Below are 14,326 nucleotides of genomic sequence, written 5' to 3' on the forward strand. Positions count from 1 at the left end.
TAAAAAGGGATTTCGTCTAGCCTTGGACGATTTGATCCTTGCCCTGCCGCTTGGCCTTGTACATGGCCTCATCTGCACGGGCGTAAAGGGCATCAAGCCCAGTATCGCTCTCGTGGAGAATCGCAAGTCCCTGACTAATGGTAACGCGCAGGGGACCATCGGTAGTCGGCACCATCAGTTGGCGCACCGCCCGTTGCAGGCGGCCACCGATTTGTTCGGCCAATTCAAGATCACAGCCTGGTAGCAGCAAGGCGAACTCCTCACCCCCGATCCGACCAAACAGGTCGCCTCGCCGGGTAGCCTGGGCCCCGCATTCGGCGACACGCTGGAGCACGAGATCGCCCATCTGGTGACCGAAGCGGTCGTTGATCTTTTTGAAGTCGTCGATATCCATTAACAGAAACGCCAATGACTCGCCGCTGGCTTTGGCAAATTCGAAGGCACGCTGAGCGCTCTCGAAGAAATGGCGTCGGTTGCTGCTGCGAGTCAGCACATCTGTTGTGGCTAACCGCTGAAGCTCCTCCTCCATGCGCTTCTTATCCGTGATGTCTTCAGCCATACCGACAATAAGTAACGGCATTCCTGCTTCGGTGCGCTGGCTGACAAAGCACTTGTCACTTAGCCAGCGTACCTCGCCGTCCCCTCGAATAATCCGGTACTCACGAGACTCCATGGCTCCCTGCTGCAGGACCTGGTTCAAACTGTCCTGAGCATACTGGAGATCATCTGGATAGATGTTGTTGAGCCAATCGTCATAACTCGATAAGGCGAAGGCCATCGGGCGGCCGAAAATCTGTTCGTAGGCAGGGCTGACATAGACAATTTCACGCGTTTGCCAATCGAGTGCCCATAACACGGCATTAACGCTCTCGAGCAGAGCGCTGAAAAGACGCTCACGATCACGCAGACGCTCAGCCTCAGCACGCGAATGCAGTAACGCGAGCATTGTTTCATCCGCAGAAAGCGGACCTGTCAGCTGTTCGTCCATAAGGTCGCCGTTATAAAAGTCCAGTATCATCAGATCACTGGAATGATTTCCGGTTCCCCTTTAGAAACAAAAACCCGCCATTCGGCGGGCTTTTGCAAGGCACTTCTCAAGAAGCGACTGAAGCCGGTCGCAATGAGTATGTTTTAAGGTGTTCGGCGAACTCCTTAAGGGACTGAACCCCGCTGGCTTCTGCCTCATTAATCCACTCTTTCATGGCAGCAAGCATCTCATGGCCATTGGCGCTGGTCTTTGCCCAGATGTGCTGTAGCGCCAAACGCTTTTCATAAATCAGCTTCAACGATTGACTCTGCTCAAGCAACAACTGGACCGTGGCCTGTTGTTTCTCTTTCAAGAGACTAGTCTCGCGGGACAGCAGCACTTTGGCTCGACGAAGCAAGGGACGCTTGGACGCATCAGCCGAGTTCAACTCCTGCTCAACCAGCGGTGCGATAACCTGCTTACGGTACTGCGCCATGATCTGGAAACGGTTGTTCAAAATTGCCATGGCGGTATCCATGTCCAGCATTCCCTTGCCTTCCACGCGGTGAGCGATAGGCGCTACGCGGTTTACCTTGGCCAGCTTAAGCAGACTAAACAGCCGAATCCAGGCCCAGCCCATGTCGAACTCCCACTTCTTGACCGACAACTTGGCCGAGTTCGGATAGGTGTGGTGATTGTTGTGCAGCTCTTCACCACCAATAATGATGCCCCAAGGGACCAGGTTGGTCGCGGCATCACGGCATTCAAAATTGCGGTAACCAACAGCGTGACCAAGCCCATTGACTACACCAGCCGCCCAGAACGGAATCCAGGCCATTTGAACAGCCCAGATCGTCAAACCGAGGACGCCAAACAAGGCCAGATCGATCAGCAGCATCAGCATGATGCCGCCATTGCGGAACCGGGAATACACGTTGCGCTCAACCCAGTCATCCGGGCAGTTCTTACCGTAAATACGCAGCGTTTCTTCGTTTTCGGCCTCTTCCTTATACAGTTCGGCCCCTTTGCGCATAACGGTACTTAACCCCTTGAACACAGGGCTATGAGGGTCGTCCTCGGTTTCGCACTTAGCATGGTGCTTCCGATGAACAGCCGTCCATTCACGGGTATTCATGGCGGTGGTCAGCCACAGCCAGAAGCGAAAGAAGTGTTTGAGCGCAGGGTGCAGATCCAGAGAGCGATGCGCCGAATACCGATGTAGGTAAACCGTAACGCTAACAATGGTGACGTGCGTCAGGGCCAAGGCTATTACGATCAACTGCCACACGGATAAATCAAGCAAGCCGTTATACCACATAGTGCTGGCGTGACCTCAAAAAGGGGAAGGAAACGAAAAATCAGTGAACAACCGTTCTCTCATTATTGCTGAGTATGTCAGGAAGTCCACTCTTGCTTTTGCTACCAATAGTGTCAAAAGCGCTACTCCTATAACGCCATGAAATAAACCAAAGTAAAAACAACGCCTTATTCAATAAACCGTCTATCACATCATGTGTTCACGTTATTAAAACACTGTGATGATCAGAACCTTTTTCATGAATGATTCTCCTCTATCCCCGATGAACGGCATTCCAACTGACCAATGAAATTGCAAATGCCTCATGCAAAGTGCGTTTCTGTGCCATGAAAGTCACCGTATATAACGGCCTATGCTCCGATCAGGCTCAAGAAAAGAGGGCAGATCGATAATCAAGACATTTTATTTCTGATTGAGACGGAAGAGATGAAGAATCATGACAGCCCTGTCGGGCTGCGGAGGGATGCGTTGTACTTCAAGCCAAAGGTAGCGCAAGTCGGCGCGTTCTAACATTAACGATGGGTGAGCGCTACCCCGTCACCAAATAAAAAAGCGCCACGCAGTAGCGTGGCGCTTTTTCTTTTCCAACTTGCCGGGTTACGCCAGCTCGTCGAAACACTCGGCGATAATCGCAAGACCGCGCTGCAGATCTTCATCGCTAACGGTCAGCGGAACCAGAATGCGCAGCACGTTACCGTAAGTACCGCAGCTCAGCATGATCAGGTTCTTTTCACGAGCACGTACTACGATCTGGCTGGCCAGCGCGCCGTTCGGCTTGTGTACATCGCCATCTTCAGCCAGTTCAACCGCGATCATGGCTCCCAGGCCACGCACATCAACAATTGACCTGTGCTTGGCAGCGATAGCCTTGAGACCAGCGGTCAATTGCTCACCGACCGCCTTGGAGCGATCCAGTAACTTTTCTTCCTCGAATGCCTCAATCACCGCCAGCGCTGCCGCACAGGCCAGTGGGTTACCGGCATAAGTGCCGCCCAGACCGCCAGGGCCAACCGAGTCGATAACATTTGCACGGCCGGTCACGCCGGACAGCGGGAAACCACCAGCGATAGACTTGGCAAAGGTAACCAGATCGGCATCCACACCCATTTGCTCCATCGCAAAGAAGGTGCCGGTACGGCCTGCGCCGGACTGTACTTCGTCTGCGATCAGCAGAATGCCGTGCTCGTCGCACAGCTTGCGCAGGCGAATCATAAAGTCCTTTGGCGCGGCATAGAAACCACCCTCACCCTGTACGGGTTCGAGGATGATCGCGGCGATGTCGCCCGGCTGCGCGTCGTTCTTGAAGATGCGCTCTACGCTGGCAATGGCATCGTCCACGGTAATGCCATGCAGCTCACAGGGATACAGGGCACGGAACACGCCGCCCGGCATCAAGCCCATCCCAGCGGAGTAAGGCGCTACTTTGCCGGTAAGCGACAGGGTCATCATGGTACGGCCGTGGTAGGCACTGGAGAAGGCAATTACGCCGGCGCGCTGAGTAGCGGCGCGGGCGATTTTGATGGCGTTTTCCACCGCCTCGGAGCCGGAATTGAACAGCGCAGTCTTCTTGGGGAAGTTACCCGGCACAAGCTGGTTGAGCTTTTCGCACACTTCCACATAAGGCTCATAGGCCAGCACCTGGAAGCAGGTGTGGGATACCTTCTTAAGCTGCTCTTGCACAGCCGCCACAACTTTAGGATGCAGGTGGCCGGTATTCAGTACGGCGATTCCGCCTGCGAAATCAAGGTATTCGTTTCCTTCGACGTCCCAAACCTTAGCGTTCTCGGCACGGTCGACGAAGATTGGGTGAGTCTGGCCCACGCCACGGGCTACAGCGACGTTGCGGCGGTGCATTAGGGAAGCGTTGGTATCACTCATGGTGTCCTCATTGGCTGCTCATCGTCAGCCGGATACAGGATGAAAGCAGGTACCGGTCGCAGGGCAGCATACGATGATCGACTGCCAACAGCGCCAGCTACCCGCCAAAAGGTGTTGCGTTACATCTTCATAAAACGTCGCGAGCGCTGGCAGGCAAGGCAGCCGTGTACGGAAAAGCACAGTTGGCTAACGCCAATAAGCCATTTACGCACACGGCCAACGCTGTACTACCACGCGCAGCCGCTTTAAACGCTGAGGCAGAGGTACTTGATTTCCAGGTAATCCTCGATGCCGTACTTCGATCCTTCACGGCCCAGACCGGACGACTTGATACCGCCGAACGGCGCCACTTCGTTAGAGATCAGGCCAGTGTTGATACCCACCATGCCATACTCCAGCGCCTCTGCCACGCGGAACACGCGGGACATATCACGGGCATAGAAATAGGAAGCCAGGCCGAACTCAGTATCGTTCGCGCGCTGGATGGCTTCTTCTTCAGTCTTGAAGCGGAACAGCGGCGCCAGCGGACCAAAGGTTTCCTCTTTGGAGACTTTAGCCGAGGCAGGTACATTGATCAGGATGGTTGGCTCGAAATAACTGCCGCCTAACTCATGCGCCTTGCCGCCGGTAATCACCTGAGCGCCCTGGGACACGGCATCTTCTATGTGTTCCTTCACTTTGGTAGATGCCTTGTCGTCGATCAGCGGGCCGATCGAAACGCCTTCTTCCAGACCGTTACCCACCTTCAGCTTTTCGACCGCTGCCTTGAATTTCTCGGCAAAGGCATCGTATACGCCGTCCTGCACGTAAATACGGTTTACACATACGCAGGTCTGGCCGGCATTGCGGTATTTCGACGCCATGGCACCCTGCACGGCAGCGTCCAGGTCAGCATCGTCAAAGACAATAAACGGCGCGTTGCCGCCTAATTCCAGACTAACCTTCTTGATCGTAGGTGCACACTGTTCCATCAGCTTGGCACCGATTTCGGTGGAGCCAGTAAAGGACAACTTACGCACGATTGGGCTTTCGGTCAGCTCGGCACCGATTTCCGCCGCGCTACCAGTTACAACGCTCAATACGCCTTTCGGGATACCCGCACGCTCGGCCAGTTCTACCAGGGCCAACGCAGAAAATGGCGTCTGGCTGGCCGGCTTGATAATCATGGTGCAACCTGCGGCCAGGGCCGGGCCGGCTTTACGAGTGATCATCGCGGCCGGGAAATTCCAGGGTGTAATCGCTGCGGTTACACCAATGGGCTGCTTGATTACGATCAGGCGCTTGTCAGCCTGATGGCCTGGGATGGTATCGCCATAAACCCGCTTGGCCTCTTCAGCGAACCACTCAATAAAGGAGGCGGCATAGACAATCTCACCCTTGGCTTCAGCCAGCGGCTTGCCCTGCTCCAGCGTCATCAGGCGACCCAGATCGTCCTGATGCTCGATCATCAGTTCATACCAGCGACGTAGCTTTTGCGAACGCTCCTTGGCTGTCAGGGCGCGCCAAGCCGGCAGCGCACGGTCAGCAGCCTCGATAGCGCGCTTGGTCTCGGCGCGGCCCATCTTGGGTACGGTGCCCAGGGTCTCGCCCGTGGCAGGGTTATCAACCTTGATGGTCTGCCCATTATCAGCGTCCACCCAGGCTCCATCGATATACGCCTGCTGCCGGAACAATGAAGTTTCTTTCAATTCCATGACGCTCTCCTCGAGGACTATCGAAGGCTACGGGGCTACCTCGCCTACCCCGCTTGCCCAGTTCTGAAATGGGAAAGACACAATGGCTTTCCGTTCACATTCATCTACTACGAACCAACCGCACCGCATACTTTTACACAACGCCATGCCTAAACGCTCCCCTCAAAAGCCAATTCCACCTTTACAGGCTTGATCACTAGCATGTGAGCGAATCGCTTGTGCAGGAAAACACGTCCAGAGCCCTAGGAATCCTGAGGAACACGCTTGTACGTCTATGCTCGGTAGCTCTGTTTCCTCGAAGCAGGCCTCTGAGGAAACGCATGCGTTGCGACATTGACTTAACCGTTGGCAAGCATGTTTTTCGAAAGCATGGCGTTCAGAATTTCAAACGTATGCTAGGTTTCTCTCTGAAAATCCGCAATAGATTGTTCGATAAAAACAACGCCTGCATCAGTACCCCTTCTGTAATAACCCCATAGCATTGCCGTCAGGACAGGCTGGCGGCTTCCTAGCGCACCGGTAAGGCCTGTCTATACTGCCTGGACCGATAAAAACAATAAGGGAATAACCATGTTGAAACTGTTACTACCACTTGCGCTATATAGCCTGCTGGGATCTAACGTTGCTATTGCTCAAACCAGCACCGCCCTGACGCCGGACGCCCTACCCGGCAACTATCTACTCCTGAAACAGCAGATGACCTATCCCGATAGCTGGTTATCCGGTCATTTCAAGCATTTCACTAAATGGCGTGATCACGCCCGGCAGGTGGTTCGTGATTCGCTGCTTACCCCAGACTCCAAGCGCGCCTTCAACGCCGAGGTAATTGGCCGTCAGCAGCGGTCCGGGTATCGCGCCGAAAAGATTAGTTTCAACCTGACCGATGAAAGCCGCGTGGCGGCGTTTCTTCTGACACCCGATACGCCAGGGCCGCACCCAGCTGTTCTAATGTTGCATGACCATGGTGCTCGTTTCGATATCGGTAAGGAAAAAATGATCAAGCCGTGGGGCGATCAAACAGTCCTGGCCTCTGCCCAGCAATGGGCGGATAAATACTTTTCCGGGCGCTTCCCTGGAGACGAGCTGGCCAAGCGTGGTTATGTGGTGCTGGCAGTGGATGCCCTGGGCTGGGGTGAACGTGGGCCTATTACCTATGAACAACAACAGGCCCTGGCGAGTAACTTCTTCAACCTTGGCCGCTCGCTGGCCGGCACCATGGCCTATGAAGACATCCGCCAGATCGATTTCCTCGCTACCCTGCCTCAGGTGGATCGTCACCGGATCGGCGTAGTGGGCTTTTCCATGGGTGCGTTTCGGGCGTGGCAACTTGCGGCGCTTTCCGACAAGGTAGCAGCCACGGCAGCTATCTCCTGGTTTGGCACGTACCATGGCCTGATGACGCCGGGCAATAACGTGCTACGCGGCCAGTCATCATTCTATATGTTGCATCCCGGCCTGCCGGCGCGCCTGGACATTCCCGACATAGCCAGCATTGCCGCGCCACGCCCTTTGTTGCTCTTCAACGGCGGCCAGGACACTCTTTTCCCACGCGAATCCGTGGAAGACGCCTACAAAAAAGTGCATAGCGTCTGGCGCTCCCAGAAAGCGGAGCTCAATCTCACAACACGCCTCTGGCCGGAGCTGGGCCACGTCTTCGTACAGGAGCAGCAGGACGCTGCTTTCACGTGGTTTGATACCTGGCTGAAACCACGCTGAACAAAGCGCCTAAAGGTAACGGACATTTCCAGGCAGCCCCCCTGCCTGGCGTTTCCCTAGGAGCAACCTGCTGATTTTGTTCGAAATGATGAACATGTATCTCCAGCATGGACGTCTCGCCTCAAGATGAGTATCATGTCGCCCCACAACGCATCCGTAGCTCAGCTGGATAGAGTACTGCCCTCCGAAGGCAGGGGTCGTGGGTTCGAATCCCGCCGGATGCGCCAGATACCTGTTTCCACATGCAGCGAAACACTCCAAGAAGCCCGCCCTGTGCGGGCTTTCTTGTTTCTGGATGTCTCTCATTGCATCCCTTCGTACTCACTCTTTTGTATCCTGGAAAACTCGAAATCTACGGATGCAAGGAAAGCGAAAGAATTTAGGTCAAGCCCGCTTACTCAACGATACAACCGTGGCTGGCCTTAGGTCTGAAACCAAGAAATATCAGACGCTAGACGGTAGCGACCTTTGTTTACGTGCAAAACCAGATGCTCAGAAATCTTGGTAAACGCCTCGACATTAGCTATAGGTGCAGCACTGGGGAGCGCTTAAGGCTCCCAATGCGAAGAAGGTAACACCGATGATGCATATGACTTAGTGACCAATAGAGGCTAGCTACATCTACTATCAGTTAAATAGCCTTGTTAAGAGCCTCAAGCAGCAAGGCAATCTTGCTCTCGTTTCTTTTGTAATAGGTCCACGGCCCGATGCGCTGCGAGGTTACTAGCTGCGCACGCTGTAAGGCCGCCAGATAGTTCGAGACGGTCGATTGAGACAAACCGACTCGCTCTTGAATGATACTAACGCAGACACCGAGTTGCTCTGGGTTGCCCTCCTGTTCCGGGAAGTTCTTTTTTGGATCCTTTAGCAGGGTAAGAATGGCCAAGCGGGTTGGGTTGTCCAACGCTTTCAGCGCTTCACTGAGGTCTATGCTCATATTTGCGGCGGGTAATGGGTTTTCGTGATATTACGATACTTCTTCCCGAGTCGCTGCGTGCACGGCGATAACGTGCACGCAGCGGTAACTCAGCGTGGGTAGACCGGGTAGTCAATGTACCCCCTCTCGGTGCCACCATACATGCTGCTCGGATCAAGTGCGTTCATCGGCCAGCCCTGGGCTATACGCGCCGGCAGATCAGGGTTGGCAATGAATGCCCGACCAAACGCGATCAAGTCCGCCCAACCTGCTTCAATCGCCTCTGCGGCTCGTTCCGGAGTGTATTTACCTGCGTAAATAATCTTGCCGCTGAACGTTGCACGAACGGCCTTTCTAAAGCTATCAGGCAGCTCAGGCGCCCTATCCCAGTCGGCTTCCGCCAAGGATAGATAGGCCACACCAATCGCCTCTAGAATTTTAACCGCTTCGATATAGGTCTCATGAGGATCTTCCTCCACAAGTCCAAGATACACACGTTCTTCATCTGTGCTGGCGAATAAAGGCGCGAAACGAATACCCAACCGCTCGGGACCAATGGCATCGGCGACAGCTTGAGTCACCTCTTGCAAGAAACGCAGCCGATTGTGTAGAGAACCACCGTACTCATCCGCTCGGACATTAGTGTGTGCTGATATAAATTGGTTGACCAGATAGCCGTTGGCGCAGTGAATCTCGACACCGTCGAAACCCGCTTCGAGCGCATTGCGCGCCGCTCGGACATAAATCTCTACCAAGGCTTTGACCTCAGCGTTAGAAAGCGCCCTTGGGGTCGATGGATCAGCCAACATTCCTTCGCCGGGCCCGGTCTCTATGAAGACTTTAACGTTGGTTGCCGGAATGGCGGATGGTGCGACGGGATCGCCCCCGTCCGGTTGTAACGATGTGTGGGATACACGGCCGACATGCCACAGCTGTGCGAAGATCACACCACCTTCAGCATGTACCGCCTGGGTGACGGCCTTCCAACCTTCAACCTGCTCCGGTGTATGGATGCCGGGCGTCCAGGCATACCCTTGGCCTCGGGGCTCAATCTGGGTTCCTTCCGTCACCATGAAGCCAGCACCAGTTCTCTGCTGGTAATAGGTCGCCATTAGCGCATTTGGAACATTCCCTGGCTGTGAGCTACGGGAACGCGTCAGCGGAGGCAGTACGATACGGTTGCGCAAGGAAAAGGGGCCAAGCGAAGTCGGTATAAAAAGTGCTTTATGATTCATAATTTTAAATCTAAATATCTCGATTTATAGATATAAAACCAAGACCATCTCGACACAAAGCCGGATCAATGATCTGCTACTGTCTTGAGGTTGCCGAGGCGTGTAGTGGCCATTATAGATTAGCGATGCTGACCATCATATCTATAAATAGCAATATATAGATATTCCCATTATGAGCAGCCAAACGACTATCAAGGTCTTCTGGTAGGCCCTTAATAGGGAGCCGGGCCTAGGCTGGAAAGTATCTCCTCCTATTGGCCATTCCCTTGAAAACTACCAATGATCTAAGCTTTTTCTTGAAGTCGTAGATTGCGTCTGTGGACCCTCAACAGTGCGACTCATCGGGCTTGTTAGAGGCGCGGCAGGAATGGAATAGGTCTGCTGTTATCAGCAAAAGGACTAGCTTTACCTGCATCACCCATGTTTATGGGTACACCATGATAAGGCCCGGCAGAACCGGGCCTTATTAACATTCAAGAACGTGTTCACTCAGCCGAAGGCAGCGGCACGCCTTTAGGCCACAACAGCCAGAGTTTACCGTCCTGCTTCATGTTGCCTGCCAAGGCGCCGGCCTCATCGCCAGTACCCCAGAACAGATCGGCACGCACCTCGCCGGTAATGGCACCGCCTGTATCCTGGGCCGCGACTGGACGAATCACCGGGCTGCCGTCCGGTCTGGTTGTAGACAGCCAGACCAGGCTTCCCAGCGGAATAACCTTACGATCTATCGCAACGCTATAACCGGGCGTCAGGGGAACATTGAGCGAACCGCGCGGCGCTTCATTGCTATCAGGCCGCTGGCTAAAAAATACATAGCTGGGATTGCTGGCTAGCAGGTCTGGAACACGCTCCGGATGCGCCTGGGCCCATTCGCGGATACGCCTCATGCTCACCTCTTCCTTTTTCAGCTCGCCCTGCTCGACCAGCCAGCGCCCTACTGGTCTATAGGGGTGGCCGTTCTGATCGGCATAACCAATGCGCAGCTGTCGCCCGCTGTCCAGCTGAATGCGGCCGGAGCCCTGGATCTGCAGGAATTGCAAATCCATAGGATCAGACAGCCAGGCCAGGACAGGTGCGTTTACCCCCTGCTTGGTAATAGTGGCCGCGTTGTCATAGGGCTTGAGCACATTGCCCTCCAGACGCCCGCGCAGGCGTTTACCTTTAAGCTCGGGGTAAACGCTTTCCAGCGACACCACTATCAGATCGCTCGGCACGCCATAAACCGGCACGGTGTAAGGCCCGGTGCGCTCCAGGCTGCCCCGGTAAATCGGCTCGTAGTACCCTGTGATCAGGCCGTGCTGGTCGTTGTTTGCCGAGCGCAAGCTATACACCTGGAGATAGGTCTGAAGAAAACTATTGATCGCACCTGCCGTCTCAGGCACCTGACCAGCGGCGCCACACGGGCCGCTCCAGATAGGGTCCTTGGCTAGCCGCGTACAGGCCGAACGCCACGCCTTGAAACCAGCGATGAGGTCATGGTCGCTAGAGGCAGGCAAGTCTTTCCAGTTGACGCTGACGTACGTAGCCGGCTTAGGCGGTTCGGTCGAGGAGCCACCGCCATTACAACCGGCCAGTAGCGTGATAAACGGGGCAGCGCACAGCATGAGCGGGCGCCAGAAGCGGTAGGCAGTCACGTTAAATTCTTGTATGCAGTGGGCGGCCGACTAGCTTGGTTAAATCATGCCGTGCCGTCAAATGTGACAGGTGCCTCTGAAATGTGGTGTGACAGTCTGGCCAGCTTGACCTAACGCGCAGAAGAACACTTACAACAATGATCTGCTGTCTTGCCGAAACGCCTAATAAAAAAGCCTGCTCAAGGCAGGCTTTTTTTCAATTAATCCGAACCAGCTTGGCTCGTGCGCTTTCAGGAAGCTCATCGATCGACATCAAAGTCAGATCGGGACCAGCACCTTGAGCGGCAACAGGGCTACCCAGGTTGCTGTTGGTATCGTCGGGAAGCTTGTACATGGCCCCAGTCAGCGGATCAACAATAAGCATTCCAATCAGGCCACCAAACAGAATATTGCCCCAGTACCAGCCGCTCAGGCTCGAATTCAGGGTTGTTGTGGTATCCGCATAGCCATCCTTATGGAAGGTAACGGTATAGGTCTCGCCTTTGAAGTAACCACGGCCTGACTTCAGGACAACTGTGTTTGGCGTGGTACCGCTATGGACAACCTGCCCTGCATGATTCTTGATGGTGTAGCTGGCACCCGAGGGAGTGGTCGATACCGCAACAGGGTATTTGCTATCTCCAACAATACTGGCGCAGCCGGACGTCAGGACCGCCGTCAAAGTAACAGCGAGACCGAGGGTTTTGCGGAAAATGTTCACATTTACTCCTTGAGTTTAGTACTGCTCTGCCTTCATTGGCGTGAACCGTCTTGCGCGGCTCTAGGCGGCGCATCCTAAGTAATAATTTGTGACGCATACATCATAATTGGCAGTAATGTATCCTAATGGACACATTACTGGGATTAACGGTAACGCTTTACCTGGAAAAGAACGTCCCAAAAGGTCAAGCAGTAGACAAACCCAAAAGAAATCAAATACTGCAGCAGTAACCTTGGAATGGAAGCCGAACCTTTACCTTTGTCCCTTAACGACCCGTTAAAGGCGTGCTTGCGGTACCATCCCAGGCTCAGCCTCCAGCTTGCTTTTATCTTGCAAGCCTTTCATTGCTATGTTGCTCTCTACCTATGAATGGATATTCGAACCGTTACCGCTTTTCCGTCGTGCTGTTGGTTCTCGCAGCCCTTACCCTTGCTGTCGTAACGCGTCTGTTCTATCTCAAGCTGTACGACAGTGAATTTCTGAACGAACAAGGCGACCGGCGTACGGTTCGTCATATGTCCATCCCGGTGACGCGCGGGTTGATCACGGACCGCAACGGCTCGCCGCTGGCGGTATCGACCGAAGTCTCGACGATCTGGTGCAATCCCAAGGAGATGCGGCCGGAGGATCTGGCACGGATTCCAGATCTGGCAAAGGCCCTGGGGCGTCCGGTCGCCGAGCTGGACACCTATATCCGCTCGCATCCGAAAAAAGGTTTCCTCTATCTGGCTCGTGGCCTTTCACCCATCGAGGGTGAAGACATCATGGCGCTCGGGATCAAGGGCATTCATCAGACCAAGGAATACAAACGCTACTACCCCAGTTCGGACCTGACGGCCCAACTGATCGGGCTGGTGAATGTTGACGGTGAAGGTCAGGAGGGCATAGAGCTGGGCTACAACGATTGGCTCAGCGGCCGGAACGGCGTACGTGAGGTTTTGATCAATCCACGCGGCTCGATTGTGGAAAACGTACGGGTCGTGAAGCAACCCAAGCCGAGCCAGGACATTGCCTTAAGTATTGATCTGCGCCTCCAGTTCCTGGCATACCATGCCTTGCAGAAAGCTGTGGAAAAGTTTGGTGCTTTATCCGGGTCGGCCGTACTGGTCAATCCAAAGACCGGCCAAATTCTTGCTATGGCGAACTTCCCGTCATACAACCCAAACAACCGGGCCACGATTAATCCGTCGTTCATGCGCAATCGGGCGCTAACCGACGTGTTCGAGCCTGGCTCGGTGATCAAGCCGTTCAGCATGTCTGCCGCCCTGGCCTCGGGCAAGTTCAATGAAAATACCCAGGTGAGCGTAGCGCCCGGCTGGTTTGTGATCGATGGACATACCATCCGCGACGTAGCCAAGCGCAACGTCTTGACCATGACCGAGGTGTTGATCAACTCCTCGAATATCGGCATGAGCAAGGTGGCGCTGGAGATTGGCCCACGGCCCATTGTTGAACAACTGGCGCGGGCGGGATTCGGCTCGCCGCTGTCGCTGGGCTTCCCGGGCGAGAATGCGGGCTCCTTACCTAATCATGTGAAATGGTCGAAGATCGCGACGGCCAGTATGTCCTATGGCTATAGCCTGGCGGTCAATACAGCCGAACTGGCGCAGGCCTATACGATTTTCGCCAACGACGGCATGCTCGCGCCGCTGTCGCTGCTGCGTGACAATATTCAGCCGCAGGTTCAGGCCATGGATCCTCAGATAGCCCACCGCGTCCGCATGATGTTGAAGCAGGTGGTGGAGGACCCGAGCGGTGTAGCCCGGGCACGTGTGCCGGGTTATCAGGTAGCAGGCAAGAGTGGAACAGCCCGTCGCTCTGGCGGTGGCGGTTACAAGGAAAATACTTATCGCTCGATGTTTGTCGGGATGGCGCCAGCCAGTGATCCGCAACTGGTGCTGGCAGTAATGATGGACTCGCCTACCAAGGTTGGTTATTACGGCGGCCTGGTTTCAGCGCCGGTTTTCAGTGAGATCATGGCGGGCGCGCTGCGTTCTCTGGCTATTCCGCCAGACAACTTGAAGCCAACGCAAACTGTCCAGGAAGAGACGAAAGAAGATAAGGCGCATACCTGATTGACGTCTCTTCTCTCTGAACCCCGCTCCGGCGGGGTTTTATTTGCCTGCTCCAGGCCCAAGCCAATGCAATAATCCCTTACTTGTTGCATCGCCTCGTTTACTTTGCCCATTCATCGGCTTGTAAACTCAAGCAACAAAACCCTCTTGAACGGTAAGCGGGCCATTGTTTCCAAACAGGCTAGACACGCTT

10 protein-coding genes and 1 tRNA gene are annotated in these 14,326 nt (G+C 54.6%); 3 read left to right on the forward strand and 8 right to left on the reverse strand.

Annotation, left to right across the window (positions count from 1 at the left end; translation table 11 throughout):
* Positions 1-16 precede the first annotated feature (16 nt).
* The 4 genes from IQ22_RS09030 to gabD form a co-directional block, all read right to left on the reverse strand.
* Positions 17-988, reverse strand: a complete 972-nt coding sequence (locus IQ22_RS09030) for a sensor domain-containing diguanylate cyclase (protein ID WP_145140888.1) — start codon at positions 986-988, stop codon at positions 17-19.
* Positions 989-1,094: 106 nt separating this feature from the next.
* Complete coding sequence (desA, locus tag IQ22_RS09035; RefSeq protein ID WP_145140890.1) at positions 1,095-2,285, reverse strand: delta-9 fatty acid desaturase DesA; 1,191 nt, start codon at positions 2,283-2,285, stop codon at positions 1,095-1,097.
* Positions 2,286-2,882: 597 nt separating this feature from the next.
* The gene (gabT, locus tag IQ22_RS09040; protein ID WP_145140892.1) at positions 2,883-4,163 is read right to left on the reverse strand and encodes a 4-aminobutyrate--2-oxoglutarate transaminase; all 1,281 of its coding nucleotides are present in this window, start codon (positions 4,161-4,163) and stop codon (positions 2,883-2,885) included.
* A 245-nt stretch (positions 4,164-4,408) separates the two neighbouring features.
* Entirely contained in the window at positions 4,409-5,857 is a 1,449-nt protein-coding gene (gene gabD, locus IQ22_RS09045) for an NADP-dependent succinate-semialdehyde dehydrogenase (RefSeq protein WP_145140894.1), read from the reverse strand.
* A gap of 570 nt (positions 5,858-6,427) precedes the next feature.
* Here gabD and IQ22_RS09050 point away from each other — a divergent pair.
* Both IQ22_RS09050 and IQ22_RS09055 read left to right on the forward strand, forming a co-directional pair.
* Positions 6,428-7,573 (forward strand): dienelactone hydrolase family protein, encoded by a 1,146-nt coding sequence (locus IQ22_RS09050; RefSeq protein ID WP_145140896.1) that lies wholly within the window; start codon positions 6,428-6,430, stop codon positions 7,571-7,573.
* A gap of 150 nt (positions 7,574-7,723) precedes the next feature.
* A tRNA-Arg gene (locus IQ22_RS09055) sits at positions 7,724-7,800 on the forward strand.
* Positions 7,801-8,204: 404 nt separating this feature from the next.
* Here the strand turns inward: IQ22_RS09055 and IQ22_RS09060 are convergent.
* The 4 genes from IQ22_RS09060 to IQ22_RS09075 form a co-directional block, all read right to left on the reverse strand.
* Positions 8,205-8,510, reverse strand: a complete 306-nt coding sequence (locus tag IQ22_RS09060; RefSeq protein ID WP_145140898.1) for an ArsR/SmtB family transcription factor — start codon at positions 8,508-8,510, stop codon at positions 8,205-8,207.
* An 89-nt stretch (positions 8,511-8,599) separates the two neighbouring features.
* Entirely contained in the window at positions 8,600-9,724 is a 1,125-nt protein-coding gene (locus IQ22_RS09065) for an alkene reductase (protein ID WP_145140900.1), read from the reverse strand.
* 485 nt (positions 9,725-10,209) lie between these two features.
* Positions 10,210-11,328 carry a murein transglycosylase A gene (gene mltA / locus IQ22_RS09070; protein ID WP_145141182.1) on the reverse strand — a complete coding sequence of 373 codons (1,119 nt, stop codon included), beginning with the start codon at positions 11,326-11,328 and terminating at the stop codon, positions 10,210-10,212.
* Positions 11,329-11,554: 226 nt separating this feature from the next.
* Positions 11,555-12,058 (reverse strand): hypothetical protein, encoded by a 504-nt coding sequence (locus tag IQ22_RS09075; RefSeq protein ID WP_244309044.1) that lies wholly within the window; start codon positions 12,056-12,058, stop codon positions 11,555-11,557.
* 365 nt (positions 12,059-12,423) lie between these two features.
* Between IQ22_RS09075 and IQ22_RS09080 the strand changes: the two genes are divergently transcribed.
* A complete protein-coding gene (locus IQ22_RS09080; RefSeq protein WP_145140902.1) occupies positions 12,424-14,133 on the forward strand; it encodes a peptidoglycan D,D-transpeptidase FtsI family protein in 1,710 nt (569 codons plus the stop codon).
* The last annotated feature ends 193 nt before the right edge of the window (positions 14,134-14,326 follow it).

Origin of the sequence: Pseudomonas duriflava (genome assembly GCF_007830155.1) — a bacterium.
GTDB classification, from domain to species: domain Bacteria; phylum Pseudomonadota; class Gammaproteobacteria; order Pseudomonadales; family Pseudomonadaceae; genus Chryseomonas; species Chryseomonas duriflava.

Excerpts from the sequence above, each read along its gene's own strand:
- IQ22_RS09030 (WP_145140888.1), bottom strand. The coding sequence starts at position 988 with ATGGACGAACAGCTGACAGGTCCGCTTTCTGCGGATGAAACAATGCTC.
- desA (WP_145140890.1), bottom strand. The coding sequence starts at position 2,285 with ATGTGGTATAACGGCTTGCTTGATTTATCCGTGTGGCAGTTGATCGTA.
- gabT (WP_145140892.1), bottom strand. The coding sequence starts at position 4,163 with ATGAGTGATACCAACGCTTCCCTAATGCACCGCCGCAACGTCGCTGTA.
- gabD (WP_145140894.1), bottom strand. The coding sequence starts at position 5,857 with ATGGAATTGAAAGAAACTTCATTGTTCCGGCAGCAGGCGTATATCGAT.
- IQ22_RS09050 (WP_145140896.1), top strand. The coding sequence starts at position 6,428 with ATGTTGAAACTGTTACTACCACTTGCGCTATATAGCCTGCTGGGATCT.
- IQ22_RS09060 (WP_145140898.1), bottom strand. The coding sequence starts at position 8,510 with ATGAGCATAGACCTCAGTGAAGCGCTGAAAGCGTTGGACAACCCAACC.
- IQ22_RS09065 (WP_145140900.1), bottom strand. The coding sequence starts at position 9,724 with ATGAATCATAAAGCACTTTTTATACCGACTTCGCTTGGCCCCTTTTCC.
- mltA (WP_145141182.1), bottom strand. The coding sequence starts at position 11,328 with ATGCTGTGCGCTGCCCCGTTTATCACGCTACTGGCCGGTTGTAATGGC.
- IQ22_RS09080 (WP_145140902.1), top strand. The coding sequence starts at position 12,424 with ATGAATGGATATTCGAACCGTTACCGCTTTTCCGTCGTGCTGTTGGTT.